This is a genomic window from Pseudomonas sp. SDO5532_S415 (assembly GCF_054071155.1).
Map to the genome: position 1 here is coordinate 1 of NZ_JBSVWS010000119.1, position 19,055 is coordinate 19,055.

17 protein-coding genes are annotated in these 19,055 nt (G+C 61.3%); 15 read left to right on the forward strand and 2 right to left on the reverse strand.

All coding sequences use genetic code 11. The features are described 5' to 3' along the window. The first annotated feature begins 183 nt into the window (after nt 1–183). The 7 genes from ACW9HW_RS21625 to ACW9HW_RS21655 all read left to right on the forward strand — a co-directional run bounded on the left by ACW9HW_RS21625 (nt 184) and on the right by ACW9HW_RS21655 (nt 7,588). Nucleotides 184–780 carry a paraquat-inducible protein A gene (locus ACW9HW_RS21625; protein WP_457401698.1) on the forward strand — a complete coding sequence of 199 codons (597 nt, stop codon included), beginning with the start codon at nt 184–186 and terminating at the stop codon, nt 778–780. Next, nucleotides 777–1,433: a paraquat-inducible protein A gene (locus ACW9HW_RS21630; RefSeq protein WP_457401699.1), complete on the forward strand. Its 657-nt coding sequence runs from the start codon at nt 777–779 to the stop codon at nt 1,431–1,433. Before ACW9HW_RS21625 ends, ACW9HW_RS21630 begins: the two co-directional genes overlap by 4 nt. Further along, complete coding sequence (locus tag ACW9HW_RS21635; RefSeq protein ID WP_457401700.1) at nt 1,414–3,090, forward strand: PqiB family protein; 1,677 nt, start codon at nt 1,414–1,416, stop codon at nt 3,088–3,090. The genes ACW9HW_RS21630 and ACW9HW_RS21635 overlap by 20 nt, the downstream gene beginning before the upstream one ends. 17 nt (nt 3,091–3,107) lie before the next feature. Beyond that, nucleotides 3,108–3,665 (forward strand): PqiC family protein, encoded by a 558-nt coding sequence (locus tag ACW9HW_RS21640; RefSeq protein ID WP_457401701.1) that lies wholly within the window; start codon nt 3,108–3,110, stop codon nt 3,663–3,665. A 240-nt stretch (nt 3,666–3,905) separates the two neighbouring features. Further along, on the forward strand, nt 3,906–4,919 hold the full coding sequence (locus ACW9HW_RS21645; RefSeq protein WP_457401702.1) for an iron ABC transporter substrate-binding protein: 1,014 nt from the start codon (nt 3,906–3,908) through the stop codon (nt 4,917–4,919). A 3-nt stretch (nt 4,920–4,922) separates the two neighbouring features. Beyond that, nucleotides 4,923–6,521, forward strand: a complete 1,599-nt coding sequence (locus tag ACW9HW_RS21650) for an ABC transporter permease (protein WP_457401711.1) — start codon at nt 4,923–4,925, stop codon at nt 6,519–6,521. After that, on the forward strand, nt 6,518–7,588 hold the full coding sequence (locus ACW9HW_RS21655) for an ABC transporter ATP-binding protein (RefSeq protein WP_457401703.1): 1,071 nt from the start codon (nt 6,518–6,520) through the stop codon (nt 7,586–7,588). Before ACW9HW_RS21650 ends, ACW9HW_RS21655 begins: the two co-directional genes overlap by 4 nt. Nucleotides 7,589–7,749: 161 nt before the next feature. On the opposite strand, the gene ACW9HW_RS21660 is transcribed toward ACW9HW_RS21655, so the two are convergent. Beyond that, on the reverse strand, nt 7,750–8,820 hold the full coding sequence (locus ACW9HW_RS21660; RefSeq protein ID WP_457401704.1) for a site-specific integrase: 1,071 nt from the start codon (nt 8,818–8,820) through the stop codon (nt 7,750–7,752). A 46-nt stretch (nt 8,821–8,866) separates the two neighbouring features. Between ACW9HW_RS21660 and ACW9HW_RS21665 the strand changes: the two genes are divergently transcribed. Further along, a complete protein-coding gene (locus ACW9HW_RS21665; RefSeq protein ID WP_457401705.1) occupies nt 8,867–10,243 on the forward strand; it encodes a UDP-glucose dehydrogenase family protein in 1,377 nt (458 codons plus the stop codon). Between the two features lie 156 nt (nt 10,244–10,399). Here the strand turns inward: ACW9HW_RS21665 and ACW9HW_RS21670 are convergent, their stop codons facing one another. Continuing rightward, nucleotides 10,400–11,365 carry a LysR family transcriptional regulator gene (locus ACW9HW_RS21670; protein WP_095194811.1) on the reverse strand — a complete coding sequence of 322 codons (966 nt, stop codon included), beginning with the start codon at nt 11,363–11,365 and terminating at the stop codon, nt 10,400–10,402. A gap of 296 nt (nt 11,366–11,661) precedes the next feature. Between ACW9HW_RS21670 and argH the strand changes: the two genes are divergently transcribed. The 7 genes from argH (at nt 11,662) to ACW9HW_RS21705 (ending at nt 18,990) form a co-directional block, all read left to right on the forward strand. Next, complete coding sequence (gene argH, locus ACW9HW_RS21675; RefSeq protein WP_457401706.1) at nt 11,662–13,089, forward strand: argininosuccinate lyase; 1,428 nt, start codon at nt 11,662–11,664, stop codon at nt 13,087–13,089. Between the two features lie 150 nt (nt 13,090–13,239). Continuing rightward, nucleotides 13,240–14,118, forward strand: a complete 879-nt coding sequence (locus ACW9HW_RS21680; RefSeq protein ID WP_095194809.1) for an amino acid ABC transporter permease — start codon at nt 13,240–13,242, stop codon at nt 14,116–14,118. Between the two features lie 10 nt (nt 14,119–14,128). Then, nucleotides 14,129–14,893, forward strand: a complete 765-nt coding sequence (locus ACW9HW_RS21685; RefSeq protein ID WP_095194808.1) for an amino acid ABC transporter ATP-binding protein — start codon at nt 14,129–14,131, stop codon at nt 14,891–14,893. A gap of 38 nt (nt 14,894–14,931) precedes the next feature. Continuing rightward, nucleotides 14,932–15,756, forward strand: coding sequence for an ABC transporter substrate-binding protein (locus ACW9HW_RS21690; RefSeq protein WP_457401707.1), 825 nt, complete (start codon nt 14,932–14,934; stop codon nt 15,754–15,756). 159 nt (nt 15,757–15,915) lie between these two features. Continuing rightward, nucleotides 15,916–16,764, forward strand: coding sequence for a polysaccharide deacetylase family protein (locus tag ACW9HW_RS21695; RefSeq protein ID WP_457401708.1), 849 nt, complete (start codon nt 15,916–15,918; stop codon nt 16,762–16,764). Beyond that, the gene (locus ACW9HW_RS21700; RefSeq protein ID WP_457401709.1) at nt 16,757–17,644 is read left to right on the forward strand and encodes a polysaccharide deacetylase family protein; all 888 of its coding nucleotides are present in this window, start codon (nt 16,757–16,759) and stop codon (nt 17,642–17,644) included. The genes ACW9HW_RS21695 and ACW9HW_RS21700 overlap by 8 nt, the downstream gene beginning before the upstream one ends. Then, complete coding sequence (locus ACW9HW_RS21705) at nt 17,641–18,990, forward strand: MmgE/PrpD family protein (RefSeq protein ID WP_457401710.1); 1,350 nt, start codon at nt 17,641–17,643, stop codon at nt 18,988–18,990. The genes ACW9HW_RS21700 and ACW9HW_RS21705 overlap by 4 nt, the downstream gene beginning before the upstream one ends. Nucleotides 18,991–19,055: the final 65 nt, after the last annotated feature.

Here is a 19,055-nt window from a genome sequence, read left to right on the forward strand (position 1 = left end):
GAAGACGGTTTATACCGCGGCAAATCCATTGCCTGACACACCGCCTTCGCGAGCAGGCTCGCTCCCACAGGTTTTTGCGCCACATGTGCGGTCCTTCGTTGTGCCTTTCGATTTGCTCAATTGCGAGTCACTTCTATATTGAGGGGGTGCTCATCAATTCCTGCCTTCTGTCGAGCCCGGCCCATGGCGACGAGTGACCCACTGATCATCTGCGAGCACTGCGACTGCGTGTATGAAAAAGTCACGCTCGCCAAACATCAGAAGACCTTGTGCATACGCTGCGGCGGCGTGCTTCAGCGCTATAACGGTCTGACGGTGGAGCAGCGGCTGGCATTGACCTTCACCGCCCTGATGCTGTGGATCTTCGCCAATTTCTACCCGGTCATGAGCATCAGCCTCAAAGGTCTGAAGAACAGTGCGACGCTATGGGATTCGGTGTTGGCCCTGAGTCTTGGGCCGATCACGTTCATCGCGATGGTGGCGGCGATCGCCATGATCATCGCGCCAATTTTCCAGTTGGTGCTGCTGATCTGGGTCCTGAGCTTCGCCCTCACCCACCGGCGTTCGCCGGGGTTCAAATTCTGCATGCGCTGGCTGGAAACCCTCAGGCCCTGGAGCATGCTCGAAGTCTGCCTGCTGGGGGCCATGGTCGCCGTGATCAAACTCGCCGGCTTACTGGATGTGTTGCCCGGCATCGGCCTGTTTGCCCTGGCCATCCTCAGCCTGATGATGATCCGCGTCGCCGGCCGCGACATCCGCGATCTGTGGGATATCCCATGACAACGCCTCCGGTCGCCAGCGATCTCAACCTGTGCCTGTGTCACACCTGTGGACTGGCCTGTGACATGACCCATGACCCCCACGAATGCGAGCGCTGCGGCGCCCCCCTGCACCGGCGCAAGACCAACTCGTTGTCCCGAACCTGGGCCTACATGCTCGCCGCCCTGGTGTTTTACATCCCGGCCAATCTGTTACCGGTGATGAACACCAAAATGGTCGGCAGTGGTGCCGACAGCACGATCATGAGCGGCGTGCTGGAGTTCTGGCAGCACGGTGCCTGGGACATTGCCCTGATCATTTTCATCGCCAGCATCGCGGTGCCGGGCGTCAAGTTCGTCGCCCTGACGCTGCTGCTGGTCACGGTGCAACGCAATAGCCTATGGGCATGCAAGGAACGGTCAAAGATGTACCGCTTCGTCGAGGTCATCGGCTACTGGTCGATGCTCGACGTGATCGTGGTCGCGCTGGTGGCCTCGCTGGTGAAGTTTCAAGCCCTGGCCGACATCGAGCCGCGTCCGGGCATTCTGTTCTTTGGCCTGGTGGTGGTGTTCACCATGCTGTCGGCGATGAGTTTCGACCCGCGGCTGATCTGGGACGCCAAGGGCGAAAATCCACACTTTGAGGAGGTCAAGGATGAAGCAACAAGCCACTGAAGGGCCGCAAGCCCCTGGCCAGGCGCCCATCAAGACCCGCCGTTTCAGCGTGTCGCTGGTGTGGATCGTGCCGATCATCGCGGTGCTGGTGGGGATTTCCCTGGTGGTTCACAGCATCATGCAGGAAGGGCCGACCATCACCGTGACCTTCAAGACCGGCGACGGCCTGACGGCCAACAAGACCCAGGTCAAATACCGCAACGTCGTCATCGGCCAGGTCACGGACGTGGAACTGAGCAATGACCAGAAAAGTGTCAACGCCACCGTCAAACTGGCCAAACAGGCCGAAAGCTTCACCCGCGAAGACTCGCAGTACTGGGTGGTGCGCCCGCGCATCGGCGCTGGTGGTGTATCGGGTATCGATACCCTGTTGTCCGGCGACTACATCGGCGCCGACATCGGCCAGGCCAATGCCCGCAAGAAAAACTTCAGAGGTCTGGAAAATCCGCCGCCGATCACTTACGGCGAGCCGGGCAAGCGCTTCACGCTGCACACCCAGGATCTCGGCTCTCTGGATATCGGATCGCCAGTCTACTTTCGCAAGATTCAAGTCGGCCAGGTCGTGGCCTACGCGCTGGATCCTGACGGCAAAGGGGTCAACATCGAGCTGTTCATCCATTCGCCCAACGATGCCTATGTCACCGAGAACACCCGCTTCTGGAATGCCAGCGGTATCGACGTGAACGTCGGCGCCAACGGTTTTGCGGTCAAGACCGAGTCCCTGTCTTCGATCCTGGTAGGGGGCATTGCCTTTCGCGCACCGGAATACAGTCCCAACGATAAACCGGCCCCGGAAGAGTATGCCTACGAACTGTTCGAGGACCAGCAAACCGCCCTCGCCCCGCCCAACGGCAAGCCGCAATTCCTGGCCTTGCGTTTCGAACAGGCGCTGCGCGGGCTCAGGGTTGATGCGCCGGTGGAGTTCCTCGGCGTGGAAATCGGCAAAGTGGTGTCGGTCAACCTGGACTTCGACGCAAAAAAACGCAGTTTCCCGGTCAACGTCGGCATCGTGATTTACCCGCAGCGCCTGGGACAGGCCCACACCAAGATGCTCAAGGCGTTGAATCATGACCCCAACGATGAAGCCGCGAGCGTACGGCTGATGGGGACGTTCATCGAGAATGGCCTGCGCGGTCAGGCCCGAACCGGCAATCTGCTGACCGGCCAGCTGTACATCGCCCTGGACTTCTACCCCAAGGCGGAGAAAGTCGCCTTTGATCCGAGCGTTCGCCCGGTCAGCATTCCGACGGTGCCCGGTAGTCTCGAACAGCTGCAGGAAAAACTCGAAGCGATGGTCAACAAGATCAATCAGCTGCCCATCGAGCGGATTGCCGGCAACCTCGACAGCAACCTCGTGGAACTGCGCAAAGGGTTGGGCCAGTTCAACGCCAAGACCCTGCCGAGTGTGCAAACCACCCTGATAGATGTCAGCAAGACCCTGCAATCGGCCAATACGACGCTGCAATCGGCCAACTCGACCCTGGCCGACGATTCGCCGCAACGGGAAAAACTGGGGGAGACGCTGGACGAGCTTGGACGCACATCGCGCTCCTTGCGAGACCTCGCGGACTACCTGGGCCGGCACCCGGAATCGTTGATTCGCGGCCGGCCCAAGAATGCCGCGCCCATTGATCTGCAAGGGCCGCCAAGCAAATGACCACAGGAGCATCTTTCATGGGTTTTGCGCTGAAGATTACATTGATCGCTGTGCTGTCATTGCTCGCCGCTTGTCGCAGCGACCCGATTCAGTTCCACACCTTGACCCCGGCCCAGCTGAGCGGCAATTCAAGGTCCACCGCGGAGATCCAGATCGAGAGTCTGATGGTACCGCCGCAGGTCGATCGCCCGCAGATTGTCGTGCGTCAGGGCAACACCGGCATGGCCATCCTCGAAACCGACTGGTGGGGCGCCAGCCTGGTGGATGAATTGCGCGCCGCCCTGCTCGATCAGATGGTCAATAGCAATCCCCAGCGCAAAATCTCGGTGCGAGTCGATGTACAGCGGTTCGATTCGATTCCCGGTCAATACGGGTTGATCGATGTGAAGTGGCGCCTGCGCAACGGCGAGGACACCCTGCTGCCTTGCCGCAGCACGTTGCAAACGCCTTCCGGACCGTCCATCGACGAGTTGGTGGCGGCGCAGCAGAACAACGTCAGACGCCTGGCGGCGCTGATCAGCCAGGCGGCGAGCAATACACAAAAAGGCTGCCCGTCCGCAAATGCCAGCCAGTAACACAATGCATCACTGTGGGAACCATTCCCCCTGTGGGAGCGAGCCTGCTCGCGAAGGGGGCGGGTCAGACACATGAAGGGTGAATGACAGACCGCATTCGCGAGCAGGCTCGCTCCCACAAGGTTTCATCGGTGGTTTACCTCCACAAACATGCAAATGATTCCTATTGATCTACAATAATCGACGTTGTCCCCGTCGAATCTGCTTGCTCGAAACCAAAAAACCAGGAGCTGCCATAGCATGATTTCCCGAATCCCGTCTTTCCTGAAACAAGCCCTGCTGACCACCGCGCTGATGAGCGCCGGCCACGTGTATGCCGCCGAAGGCGTCGGCATTGTGGTGTACAACGCGCAGCACGAAGGCCTGACCAAGGCCTGGGTTGAAGGGTTCACTCAGGACACCGGTATTCCGGTCACCTTGCGCAACGGCGATGACACCGAAATGGGCAACCAGATCGTGCAGGAAGGCGCCGCCTCGCCAGCCGATGTGTTCCTGACCGAAAACTCCCCGGCCATGGTCCTGGTGGACAACGCCGGCCTGTTTGCACCGGTCGACCAGGCCACCCTGGAGCAAATCGATACCGCCTACCGCCCAGCCCACGGCAAATGGGTGGGAATCGCCGCACGTTCCACGGTGTTCGTCTATAACCCGAGCAAGCTGCCTGAAACCCAATTGCCAAAATCGATCATGGACCTTGCTGACCCGAGCTGGAAAGGTCGCTGGGGCGCGTCGCCGGGCGGTGCCGACTTCCAGGCCATCGTCGCGGCGATTCTCGAACAGAAAGGCGAAGCCGCGACCCTCGACTGGCTCAAGGCGATGAAAACCAACTTCACCGCTTATCGCGGCAACAGCTCGGTACTCAAGGCGGTCAATGCCGGGCAGATCGACAGCGGCGTGATCTACCACTATTACAGCTTCGTCGATCAGTCCAAGACCGGCGAAAACAGCAAGAACACCGCCCTGCACTATTTCAAGCACAAGGACCCGGGAGCGTTTGTCAGCATCTCCGGCGGCGGTGTCCTGGCGTCCAGCAAACACAAGGAACAAGCCCAGGCGTTCCTGAAGTGGATCACCGGCAAGGACGGCCAGGCCATCCTCAAGGACGGCAAATCGTTTGAATATGCCGTGGGCAAGAACGCTCAATCCAACCCTAAACTGGTGCCTTTGCAGCAGCTCGACGCGCCAACCGTCGATGCTTCGAAACTCGACAGCAAAAAAGCCGTGGAGCTGATGACTCAGGCCGGACTGCTTTAATTGATACCTGAAACCCTGCCGGCGGGTGTCGCCCAAACCGCACCCGCCAATCTGCGTCGACGGTCACGCGGCCTGTTCGCGAGCCGTGGTGGCGCGTGGGTGGTGGGTTTGTCGGTGCTGATTTCGTTGCTGGCGCTGCTGCCCATTGCGTTCGTCATCGGCGTGTACCTGCAAACCGGTTGGTCCGCCCTGGTGCCGCTGGTGTTCCGTCCGCGGGTCGGCGAATTGCTGGTCAATACCGTGTTGCTGGTGGTCATCACGGTGCCATTGTGCATCGCACTGGGCGTGACGCTGGCGTGGCTGACCGAACGCACCCATCTACCGGGCCGCCGCTGGTGGTCGTTGCTGGCGACCGCGCCGCTGGCGGTACCGGCGTTCGTGCACAGCTATGCCTGGGTCAGTCTGGTCCCGCCGATTCATGGGTTGTTTGCCGGTGTACTGGTTTCGGTGATCGCCTATTTCCCGTTTCTTTACCTGCCGGTTGCCGCCACGTTGCGCCGTCTCGATCCGGCCATCGAAGACGTCGCCGAATCCCTGGGGCTCAGGCCTTGGGCGGTGTTTTTCCGCGTGGTGTTGCCGCAATTGCGCCTGGCCATCTGCGGCGGTGCCTTGCTGGTCGGCCTGCACCTGCTGGCCGAATACGGGCTGTACGCGATGATCCGTTTCGACACCTTCACCACGGCGATCTTCGATCAGTTCAAATCCACCTTCAACGGCGCCGCCGCCAACCTGCTGGCCGGTGTATTGGCGCTTTGCTGCCTGGCGATGCTGACCGTCGAATCCGCTGCCCGTGGCAATGCGCGCTACGCCCGCGTCGGCTCCGGCAGTGCCCGGGAACAACGGATTGTCTGTCTGAAGGCCCCGGCAACGGTACTCGCGCTGGCCTTGCAAATCGTCACCTGCGCCCTGGCGCTGGGCGTGCCCTTGATAACCTTGGGCAAATGGTTGATTGCCGGCGGCTTGCAAGTCTGGGACTTGAGCGAACTGCTGCCGGCACTGGAACAGACCCTGCTGTTCGGCGTGGCGGGCGCGCTCCTGACCACCTGCGCCGCCATCCCGATCGCCTGGTTGTCGATTCGCTCGCCCGGCCGCCTGCAACGGGTGCTGGAAAGCTGCAACTACATCACCAGTTCCTTGCCGGGAATCGTCGTCGCCCTGGCCCTGGTCACCGTGACCATCCATTTTGCCCGGCCGATCTACCAGACCACGATCACGGTGCTGCTGGCGTACCTGCTGATGTTCCTGCCCCGCGCGCTGGTGAGCCTGCGTGCCGGCATCGCCCAGGCCCCCGTTGAACTGGAAAACATGGCCCGCAGCCTGGGTCGTTCACCGGTCCGGGCGTTGTGGCTGATCACCCTGCGCCTGGCCGCGCCGGGCGCAGCCGCAGGCGCCGCGCTGGTGTTCCTGGCGATCACCAATGAACTGACCGCCACCCTGCTGCTCGCACCCAACGGCACGCGGACACTGGCCACCGGATTCTGGGCCTTGACCAGCGAAATCGATTACGCGGCGGCGGCGCCCTATGCCCTGCTGATGATTATGCTGTCGCTTCCGTTGACCGGAATCCTTTATCACCAATCCAAAAAAACGGCTGGCCGATGAACGCTCTTGAATTGCATTCGCTCAGTAAATCCTACGGTGCCCACAAAGCCCTGGAAAACGTCAGCCTGTCGGTGCCCGCCGGCAGTCGTACGGTAATTGTCGGGCCTTCGGGATCGGGCAAGACCACCTTGCTGCGGATGATCGCCGGCTTCGAGTTTCCGGACTCCGGGCGGCTGTCACTCAATGGCCAGACCCTGGTCGACAGCACCCACGAGGTGCCGGCGCATCAGCGCCTGATCGGTTATGTACCCCAGGACGGCGCGTTGTTCCCGCACATGACGGTGGCCGCCAACATCGGTTTCGGCCTGGCAACCAAAGGCAGCGAAAAGCAGGAACGTGTCGCGGAGTTGATGGACAGCGTGGCCCTTGACTCGAACATGGCCGAGCGCTGGCCCCATGAACTGTCCGGCGGCCAACAGCAACGGGTGGCCCTGGCGCGCGCCCTGGCCCAGCAACCGCGGCTGATGTTGCTGGACGAGCCGTTTTCGGCGCTCGATACCGGCCTGCGCGCCAGCATGCGCAAATTGGTGGCACGTTTGTTGGCAGAGGCTGGGGTTACCACCATCCTGGTCACCCATGACCAGAGCGAAGCATTGTCCTTCGCCGATCAACTGGCGGTGATGCGCCATGGCCGGCTGGTGCAATCCGGGCATCCTTTGGATCTCTATCGCTATCCCGACGATGTCCAGACCGCGCTGTTTCTCGGCGACGCGGTGGTCATGCCGGCCCGCATCGAGGCAGGCTGGGCGCACTGCGATCTGGGTCGGATACCGGTCAACAACCACCGCAACAACAGCGCGGCGCAGATCATGTTGCGACCCGAGCAACTGCAACTGGCCAGCGTCATGCCGCATACCGCGGAAGTCGTGGGCTGCCGCGCCGTGGTGACCGAACGGGATTTCAGCGGCAACACCTGTACCCTGACCGTGGAATTGCAGTCTTCGGCCTCCGGCGAGCAGTCGGGACGATCACTGCTGGTGCGCAGCTCCGGCATGTACGCGCCCCCGGCTGGCAGCGCCGTTCATGTCTCCACCATCGGCCATGCCCACGTCCTGAGCGAGCCCTGAACCCATTCCCCTGTGGGAGCGGTGTCGTGGTCAGCGTATGTGCCGACTGATGATCCCCTGTGGGAGCGAGCCTGGTCGCGGAGAGGTAGGTACATCCTCCGGATTTCCTGTGCCTGAAAGGCCGCCTTCGCGAGCAGGCTCGCTCCCACAGCTGTACACGATCAAAGATCGAAGCGATCCACCGCCCGGCGCCGTTCGTTGTCGTCGCGCACGTCGTAGTTGGCGGTGGTCTGGATGTTGCTGTGGTGGGCGAGTTTCTGTGCGATCGACAGATCGTGTTCTTCGATCACCCGGGTGATGAACGAACGACGGAAATCATGGGGCATGATTTTCACCCCCACCTGCGCCCCGCGCTGGCGGGCAATGTAGTAGATCGCGTGTTTGGTGATGCGCTCGCGGGTGATGTGGCTGCCGCGGCGAATGCGGTTGAACAGGAAGCTATCGTCCGCTTCACCTTCCTTGAGCTGTGAACGGCGCAACTCCAGCCAGGCATCGAGTTTGGCGAAGGCCCAGGCCGGGGCGTATTTGATCAGTTGCTTGTTGCCCTTGGCCGTGACCTGCAAGCTACGCTCGGTGAAATCCACCTGGTTGAGATCGAGGTTCACCGATTCCGACTTGCGCATGCCCGAGCCGTACAGAATCCCGATGATCGCCGCGTCCCGCAGGCCTTGGGGGCGTGGATCGGCGGCGCAGACTTCCATCAGTTCCTGGATCAACGTGCGTCGCAGATTGCGCCCCTGGGACAACCGGGTGCCGGCGATGCCCTTGACCGAGCGCATTTTCAGCAAGTGCTCCTGGCTGATCAGGCTCATGCGCCACGCTTCGTTCATCACCCCGCGCACCGCGTTGACGTACAGCGACGAGGTATTGGGCGCGTAACCGTCGGTGCGCAAGGTGGCCACCAGCGCAATCACGTCCTCGGGTTGCAGCTCATGCCAGGGAATTTCCTCGATATTCACGTCTTCGAAGCCCAGGCGGTCGGCGGCGTCCTGCAACACGTAGCGCATGGTCAGTTGGCTGGACGGCGCCAGTCGCGCCAGGTACAGGGTCAGCGGGTTGGGTCGGGGGGGGGTTGCAGCAACAGCGGGTAAGTCAGTCAAACGAAACAGCCTTGAATGAAAAAAGTACAGAAGTGGGCAAAACGGCAGGCCGTTACGCTGCCGCTCCAGACCGGGAAAGTCAATTGTCGAGCAGTCCAGGACGTCGACTTGCCGATAGATGAACTGAAACATGGCGCTGTTAATCCTGATCCTGAGTGGATCAGGACAGGAATGCCCCATGAAAATCAGCGTGTTTGGCAGCGGTTATGTGGGTCTGGTTCAAGCAGCGGTTCTGGCTGAAGTCGGCCATGACGTGGTGTGCATGGACATTGACCCGAAAAAAGTCGAACTGTTGCAACAGGGCCACGTGAGCATTTTCGTACCGGGACTGGCCAGCCTGGTGCGTGAGGGCCTGGACGCCAGACGCCTGCAGTTCACCACCGACGAAAAACTCGCCGTGCAGCATGGCCAAGTGCTGTTCATCGCGGTTGGCACGCCGTCCCGGGACGACGGCTCGGCGGATTTGCGTTACGTGCTGGCGGTGGGTGAAGCCGTGGCGCGGCACCGTGAACAACCGGTGATCCTCGTGGAGAAGTCCACGGTGCCGGTGGGCACCGGCGATACCTTGCGCGCGCACATCGACAAATGCCTGATCAAGGTCGGGCGCCTGCTGCAGTGCGATATCGTCTCCAACCCCGAGTTTCTCAAGGAAGGCTCGGCCGTGGCCGATTGCCGGCGCCCGGACCGTATCGTCATCGGCTGCGAGCGCGATGAGGTACGCGAGGTGATGCGCGACCTGTACGCGCCGTTCAACCGCAACCATGACCGCATCTTGTTCATGGACCTGCGCAGCGCCGAGCTGACCAAGTACGCCGCCAACTGCATGCTGGCGACCAAGATCAGCTTCATCAACCAGATGGCCGAACTGGCCGAACACCTGGGAGCCGACATCGAATCGGTGCGCCTGGGCATCGGCGCCGATTCGCGCATCGGCTACCACTTCATCTACCCCGGCTGCGGCTACGGCGGTTCGTGCTTCCCCAAGGACATGCGCGCCCTGATCCACAGCGCCGAACAAGCCCATTGCTCCAGCGACCTGCTGCAAGCGGTGGAAGCCATCAACCAGCGGCAGAAGCACAAACTGTTCGAGCGCATCAAGGCCTTCTACCAGGGCGACTTGCGCGGCAAGACCTTTGCCTTATGGGGGCTGGCGTTCAAACCCAACACCGACGACATGCGCGATGCGCCGAGCCGGGTGCTGCTCGAAGCACTGTGGGCCGCGGGAGCGAATGTGCGGGCATTCGATCCCGAAGCCATGCAGGAGACCCAGCGACTGTACCCCGATGAAGCGAAGCTGATGCTCATGGGCACGCCGGAGTCGGTGTTGAATGGCGCCGACGCGCTGATCATCTGCACCGAATGGCAGCCATTCAAGGCCCCGGATTTCGAGCTGATCCGCCAACGACTCAATGCCCCGGTGATCTTCGACGGTCGCAATCTCTACGACACCGAACGCCTGGCTCGCGCCGGTTTCACGTACTTCCCGATGGGGCGTGGCGAGTCGCGCAAGTTGCCGATTGCGTTGCAGAGTTGGCCTGCTGTTTCGGTGGCTTGAAAAATATTGTTTTGCAACTAACGACAGTAAGTCGTGCACAAAAAACTGTGGGAGCGAGCCTGCTCGCGAAGAGGGGGGTGTCAGACAACCTGTTTGTCGACTGACACACCGCTTTCGCGAGCAGGCTCGCTCCCACAGTTTGATTGCACCAAGCCATTAGATTGTGGCTTTAAGGTCGACACCCAACGCCTGGGCAAACGCCTTCACCAACGGACTGCGCACGGTGTTGTGCCGCAGGATCAGATTGAACGGCGTGTCGATATGGATCAGCTCTGGACACAGCGCACGAAACTGCCCCTGCGCCACCCAATTAGCCGCGTAATGCTGTGGCAGAAAACCCACGAAACGCCCGGTCCTGATCAGCAGCGCCACGGCTTCCACCTGGGTTGCGGAAGCGGAAAAACTGTCGTAGTGGGCAAAGTTGAGCTTGTCGCGATGGATCGCGTAGCGGTGGTTGATGCACTCGTAATCCTTGAGCATGTTGCTGCTCATCTGATCCGCCGGCCTCTCGAACAACGGGTGGCCTACGGCGCAATAAACCTCGGAGCGTTCCTCGTACAACGGGTAGTAATCGAACTCTTCCCTCCGTTGATAAACCGGCACGATACCGGCCACCAATCGCCCCTCGACAACGCCGCGTTCAACCTCATCCAGTTGCGATGCCTGGAGTTGAAACCTTACTTTAGGTGACTGCTCGTTTATTACTCTAAGCGCAGCAACTAACGGTGATTGCGGATCGGAAATCGTATTATCAATAACCCCCACGCCAAGATCGCCGATAAGTTCATTCTGCGCTGAACTAAGCCGGTCACGAAAGTTGTCAACCGAGGCAAATAAGTCAATCGACGCCTGGTACACCAGACGCCCTTCTTCGGTCAGGTGAAACCCTTCCCGACCTCGGGTGCACAGACGCATGCCAATGCGGATTTCCAGGTCGGAGATCTGTTTGCTGATGGCTGCCAGGCCCACATTCAGTTCGTTTTGCGCCGCGCTGAAACCACCCGCTTCGACCACCGCCTTGAACACCTTGAGCAATTTGAAATCCAGCCCGCTCAGGGCCAGCGGTGCCCGTTGCAGCGTTTTCGGCGGCGGGTTTCCGGAATTGGAAAGTGGGGTTTCCATAATGCTTATTTACCTCTGGCGCCCGATTCAACAACCTGTGTCCAACAACAAAAACATAGCTGGCCTAATAATAATGAACACAGAAAACCAGACTTGGCAACCACACAGAAATTCCGAACTTCAGTGCCAAAACACTGATTTCGAAGCATTAAAAGCTGACACTTCGATCAGCTCTCGCCCTTTTGCAACTGCGCTAGTCCCCTGCCCCTGATTTTTATCTGACCTGACGACGCCCTGATGGGTATTTCAGGCCTGACATAACGATTTCGTTCGCATTACCGACGAGGAAAACAACCATGTCTCAAGCCACCGACCGTCTCTGGGGTGCTCGCTTCAAAAGCGGTCCGTCCGAAGCCCTGGCCGCGCTGTCCCGTTGTCCCGAGCGCTATTTCCGCCTCACCCCGTACGACCTCGCCGGCTCCAAGGCCCACGCCCGGGAATTGCAGCGCGCCGGGCTTCTGAACGAACAGGAAACCCGGGCCATGCTCGGTGCGCTGGAGCAGATCGGCGCTGACTTCCGTGCCGGCAGCATCGCGCCGACCCTGGACGACGAAGACGTCCACACCTTCATCGAGCGTCTGTTGACCGAACGTCTCGGCGCCCTGGGCGGCAAGCTGCGCGCCGGTCGTTCGCGCAATGACCAGACCGCCAACGACCTGCGTCTGTTCCTGCGCGATCACGTACGCACCCTGACCGTCGAAGTGCTGGCCTTGCAGCAGGCGCTGGTCAATCAGGCCGAACAACACGTCGAAAGCATCTGCCCCGGCTTCACCCATTTGCAGCAGGCGCAGCCTATCGTGTTCGCCCATCACCTGCTGGCCCACGCGCAATCGATGCTGCGTGACGTGCAACGCCTGGTGGACTGGGACGCACGCACCTCGCTGTCGCCACTGGGCGCGGCAGCCATGGCCGGCTCGGCCATCGCCCGCCTGCCACAACAGTCGGCCAGGGAAATGGGCTACAGCGGCGTGTGCGAAAACTCCATCGACGCCGTGGCCAGCCGTGATCACGTCGCCGAATTCCTGTTTATCGCCAGCATGCTCGGGATCAACATCTCACGCCTGGCTGAAGAGTTCTGCCTGTGGTCGTCGCGGCAGTTTCGCTGGGTCGCGCTGGACGATGCCTACGCCACCGGCAGCTCGATCATGCCGCAGAAGAAAAACCCGGACATTGCCGAACTGGCGCGAGGCAAGGCCGGTCGCCTGATCGGCAACCTGACCGGCCTGCTCTCCACGCTCAAATCCCTACCGCTGTCCTACAACCGCGACTTGAGCGAAGACAAGCACGGCGTGCTCGACAGCGTCGACACGCTGCTGTTGGTGCTGCCGGCCATGGCCGGGATGGTGGCGACCATGACAGTCAACGTCGAAGAGTTGCGTCGCCAGGCCCCGCTGGGTTTCACCCTCGCCACTGAAGTGGCCGACTGGCTGGCGGTGCGCGGCGTGCCGTTCAAGGAAGCCCACGAAATCACCGGTGCGCTGGTCAAGGCCTGCGAGAAACACGACATCGAGTTGTGGGAAGCCTCGCCGGCGTTGCTGGCCGAAATCGATCCGCGCCTGACGCCCGAAGTGCGTGACAGCCTGACCCTGGAAGCTGCCATCGCCGCCCGCAGCGGCTGGGGCGGCACCGCGCCGCAGCAGGTACGCGAGCAGATCGGCCGGCTGAAAACCGCCCTCGCTGCCCAGCAAGCCTGGACCGAGGACTATCAGGGCTTCCGCCTCTAAGGCACTGCACAGAACCTGTGGGAGCGAGCCTGCTCGCGAAGAGGTCATCACATTCAACATCAATGCTGACTGACCCACCGCCTTCGCGAGCAGGCTCGCTCCCACAGGGACTGCGGTGGATTTGAAAGAACAGTGTACGGAGAAACAACCATGAGCCAGACACAGGCAGAACGACTCCAGGCGGAGCGCAAACTGGCGGAAAACCAGTTTGACATAACCCAGTACCAACACGTGCCACGGCGCTACTACGGGCGGATCTTCTTCGCCACGGTGATCGTCATTGCCATTCTGGGCCTGGTGCGCGCCTTCGCCGAAGGCAAGATCGAATGGTCGTACATCGGCCAGTTCCTCACCTCCCAGGCGATCATGTGGGGTTTGCTCAACACCATCGTCATGGCAGTGCTGGCGATGGCCCTGGGCATCGTGTTCGGGGTGATCACGGCGATCATGCGCATGTCGGCCAACCCGATCCTGCGCTACGTGGCGCTGACCTACACCTGGCTGTTCCGCGGTACGCCGCTGATCCTGCAGTTGCTGTTGTGGTTCAACCTGGCGTTGATCTTCCCCACCATCGGCATCCCCGGGCTCTTCGAATTCGACACCGTGAGCCTGATGACGCCGTTCGTGGCGGCCCTGCTCGGCTTGAGCATCAATCAGGGCGCCTACACCGCCGAAGTGGTGCGTGCCGGCCTGCTTTCGGTGGACACCGGGCAATACGAAGCCGCCAAGTCGATCGGCATGCCGCGCCTGCAAGCGCTGCGCCGGATCATCCTGCCCCAGGCCATGCGGATCATCATTCCGCCGGTGGGCAACGAGTTCATCGGCATGGTGAAAATGACCTCGCTGGCGAGCGTCATCCAGTACTCGGAACTGCTCTACAACGCCCAGAACATCTACTACGCCAACGCCCGCGTGATGGAACTGCTGATCGTCGCCGGTATCTGGTACCTGGCCACCGTCACCGTGCTGTCCTTCGGTCAAAGCCGCCTGGAGCGTCGTTTCGCTCGCGGCGCCGGCAAGCGTTCTTGAGGAATCCGACATGAGAAGCATCGTCAAGGCCGTGAGCCTGAACAAATACTACGACCATTTCCACGCGCTCAAGGACATCAACATCGAAGTCGAGCAAGGCGAAGTGCTGTGCATCATCGGCCCGTCCGGCTCGGGCAAGAGCACCTTGCTGCGCTGCGTGAATCAGCTGGAAAAAATCGACAAGGGTGGTCTGTGGGTTGATGGCGAGCTGGTGGGTTACCGCATCGTCGGCAACAAACTGCACGAACTCAACGAGACGCAGATCGCCCGCCAGCGCCTGTCCACCGGCATGGTGTTCCAGCGCTTCAACCTGTTCCCGCACATGACCGTGCTGCAAAACATCATCGAAGGGCCGTGCCAGGTGCTCAAGCGTTCGCCCAAGGAGGCGCACGAAGAAGCCGTGGAACTGCTCGCCCGCGTCGGCCTGGCCGACAAGCGCAACAGCTACCCGATCGAACTCTCGGGTGGCCAGCAGCAACGGGTGGCGATCGCCCGCGCCCTGGCCATGCGGCCCAAGCTGATGCTGTTCGATGAACCCACTTCGGCACTCGACCCGGAACTGGTCGGTGAGGTGCTGTCGGTGATGCGCGACCTGGCGCAGACCGGCATGACCATGATCGTCGTCACCCATGAACTGGGCTTCGCTCGCGAAGTCTCCAACCGCATGGTGTTCATGGACGGCGGGCAGATCGTGGAGGCAGGAAGCCCCGAAGAAATACTAATAAGTCCGCAAAACCCACGCACCCAAAGCTTCATTTCTGCCGTTCGAACCTAAACGCCGACTGGCGTAACAACACACATAAGAGAACGACCATGAAGAACTTCGTTATCCCAGCAGTACTCGCAGGCCTGATGGCTTCCAGCGTCACCTTCGCCGCCGACTTGCCGGCCAGCATCAAGGACAAGGGCGAGATCGTCGTTGCGATCATGCCGAACTACCCGCCGATGGATTTCAAGGACCCGGCCACCAACACCCTCACCGGCGTCGACGTTGACCTGGGCAACGCCCTGGCCGATCGCCTGGGCGTGAAAATCAAGTGGCAGGAAACCGGTTTCGAACAAATGATCAACGCCCTGACCACCGACCGCGTGGACATGGTGCTGTCGGGCATGACCGACACCAAGGAGCGTCAGGCCAGCGTGACCTTCGTCGACTACTTCACCAGCGGCCCGCAGTTCTACACCCTGCAGAAGAACAAGGACACCAACGAAATCACCGACCTGTGCGGCAAGAAAGTCGGCACCAGCCGCCGTACCACCTTCCCGGCGGAAATCGCCGAGTGGAGCAAGGCCAACTGTGAAGCCGCCGGCAAACCGGCGATCAATGTGATCGGCACCGAAGGCTCGGCCGATGCCCGGGCGCAACTGCGCCAGAGCCGCATCGACGCGGCCATGCAAGGCAGCGAAACCCTGCCGTACCTGAAAACCCAGGAAAAGGACATGTACAAGACCGTCGGCCTGCCGATCTCCTCGCAGTTCACCGGCCTGGGCGTGAGCAAGAAAAAGCCTGAATTGAGCGAAGCGGTGAAAGTCGCGTTGCAGAGCATGATCGACGATGGCAGCTACCAGGCAATCCTGAAGAAATGGGATCTGGAACTGGGGGCGATCAAGACCGTGACCATCAACGCCGGGAAATAAACAGGCAGCTGATCACCCTCCACTGTGGGAGCGAGCCTGCTCGCGAAGAGGCCCTGTCAGCAGACATTCATGTTGAATGACACACCGCATTCGCGAGCAGGCTCGCTCCCACAGGGGCTTTGCTCCGGTGTTTATTTTTAGAGAGTTGGAGTACCAAAGATGTCCTCCTCACCCCAACCCACCTGGCCCGACCGGCACAAAGGCTGCCTGGCCCTGGCCTTCGATCTCGACGGCCCGACCGGCGATGCCATGCTCAATGGCTCGATCTGGCGCAAACCCGAGTACTTCGGTTTCGGCGGCTACGGCCCGTACCGGGCATTGCCGCGGATTCTTGACCTGCTCGACGAGTTCCGTCTCCCGACGACGTTCTTCGTTCCGGCCTGGGTCGTGGAGAACTGGCCCAAACAGTGCCAGGCGATTGTCGAGCGCGGGCATGAGGTGGCGTATCACGGCTACAAACACGAATCCTTTTACGCCCTGACGCTGGAACAGCAGAAGGACGTGATGAAACGGTCCCGCGAGGTGTTCTGGAAGCACCTGAACATCCGCGCCGAAGGTTTCCGCACACCGTCCGGCGACTGGCACGCGCAAACCCCGGCGATGCTGGTCGAGGCCGGCGTGACCTACTCCAGCAGCATGCGCGGTGATGATCGTCCGTACCTGGTGAATGTACCGGGCCACGTCACGCCGCTGGTGGAAATCCCCGGGCGCTGGGAAATGGACGACTACGCCTCCCTCGCCTACACCCGGGCGCCGGACTTCCCTTCCGGGCTGGACCGTACCGCCAGCTACGCGCTGACCCTCGACAACTGGTGCTGCGAATACGACGGCGCCATGGATGAAGGGCTGTGCCTGACGACCCTGTTCCACCCCAAGATCACCGGCAAACCAGGGCGCATCCTGTTGCTGGAAAAACTCTTCGAACACATGCGTCAACGCGACGACGTCTGGTTCGCCACCTGCCGCGACGTCGCCCAGTGGTGGCTCAAGGAGCATCACCATGGCTGAGTCCACTGTCTGGCCCAAGGGTTATCGCTGCGCAGTAGTACTGACCGTCGATTACAACGACATCCACGGCATCCTCACCCAGGCCCCGGAAGTCGCCGGGCGCGACAAAACCCTGTCGGTGTGGCGTTACGGCACGCAGCGCGGGGTCGAGCGCTTGTTGGGTCTGTTCAATGAACTTGGCGTCGCCAGCAGCTGGTTTGTCCCCGGCGTCGTCGCCGAGGAAAACCCCGAACACCTTCGCGCAATCCAGGCCGGCGGCCATGAGATCGCCTGCGCCGGGTATCGCCATCAGAACTACGACCACCTCGACCTGGCCGAACAGAGCGCCGACATCGCCAAGGGCTGCGAAACCTTGGCGGCACTGACCGGCCAGCGTCCCACGGGGTTCCGTATCCCCGCCGGCAACGGTGCGCCGGGCTTTATCGAAGCGTTGAGGGATCAGGGTATTCGCTGGTCATCGTCATGGCGCGGCGATGACTTGCCGTTCGCGCACCCGACTTCGCCTGAGGTGATCGAGTTGCCGCTGCACTATGAACTGGAAGACGAACCCTACTTCGCCTTCAACCTCAGTCCTGCCGTGCCACCGGCGCAATCGCGGATCGCGTCCTACAGCCACACCCTGGGCAATCTGCAAATGGACTTCGCCGGGTTTCATCGCTTCGGCCTGTGCTACGTGCTGCGCCTGCACCCGGAAATCATTGCGACACCGGGGCGGATCGGGGTGTTGCGGGAGTTGCTTGAGGGAATTGTGCAGCACGATGACGTGTGGGTCGCCACGGGTGCCGAAGTCGCCCGATGGTGGGCTGAATCGGCGGCACCGGTGACCCGGGATCATCCGGCGTCGGTGTATGAACGTCATTACCGGGACTACATCGTATGACTGAACGGATGCAGCGACTGGCGCAATTTTGCGTCGAAACGACGTTTGACGATTTGCCACCGGCGCTAGTGGAGCAAGCCAGGCGCCACATCCTCGACACCTTCGGCGCGTCCCTGGCCGGGGCTGACAGCGACATCGCAAAGCAAGCGCGTCAGGTGTTCGGCGGTGAGCCTGGCAATACGTTGGTCTGGGGCACGGACTTGCGGGTCGGCGCGACTCAGGCCGCCATGCTCAACGGCATCGCCGCCCATGCTCTGGAACTGGACGACACTGGAGGCTGCGACCATTCCGGCGCCGTGGTCTTGCCCGCCGTGATGGCGGCGGTGTCGATGTCCGGGCAAGCGGTGACCGGCCGCGAGTTCATCACGGCGGTGGTGATCGGTTACGACATCGGGCGCCGGGTGCTCGAAGCCTGCGGTGGCTACTCGGCGCATAACGGCGCCGGTTGGCACTCCACGGCAACCTGTGGCGTGTTCGGCGCGGCCGCCGCCAGTGCGCGCATTCTCGGCCTGGATGCGCGGCAAACCCTGTCGGCACTGGGCATCGCCGGCAGCTTCAGTGGCGGTTTGTGGGCGTTTATTCACGACGGCTCGCAAAGCAAAAAACTGCACAGCGGCCGCGCCGCCGAAGGTGGCTTGCTGGCAGCGCGATTTGCCCAACAGGGGATCAGCGGTCCGTCGCAGTTGTTCGAAGATGTCTGGGGCGGTTTCCTCAAGACCCTGGCCGGTGACACTGCACAACCCCAGGCGCTGGACGCAGACCTGGGCGTCGTGTGGAAACTCGCCCGCTGCTCGATCAAACCCTACGCCTCATGCCGCGGCACCCATTCGGCCATCGATGCCTTTGGCTTGCTGCTGGAGCAATTGCAGGTGCAGGTCGATGAGGTCGAGGACATTCACATTTCGCTGTGCAGTTTTCTGCAGGACATGTGCGGCGGCCACGACGTCGACACCCTGGCGGCGGCGCAGATGAGCCTGCCCTATGCGCTGGCTGCGCGGCTGGTGCATGGTCATTGCCGGTTGCAGGCCTACGACGATGAACTGCGCCACGATCCACGGGTGACACAGTGGATGTCGCGCATTCACCTTGAAGTGGACCCGCAACTGTCAGAGGATGGCGAGCCCGTGGTGACGCTGCGGACCGTGGACGGTCGGCAGGCGAGCCTGTGTGTTGAAGTGCCGTTGGGTGCGCCGGGCAATCCTCTGAGTGAGGGGGCGCTGGAGGATAAATTTTTCAGTTTGGCCGAGCGGGTGATGTCGCGGGGGCAGGCTGAAGCATTGCTCGGGCAATTGTGGCGGCTGGAAGAGCTGGAATCGGTGGGAGTGCTTGAGCGGTGGCTCACTTGAATAAGCTATCGCCCGGTCGGACCTCTTCGCGAGCAGGCTCGCTCCCACAGGGGAACGCATTCCAA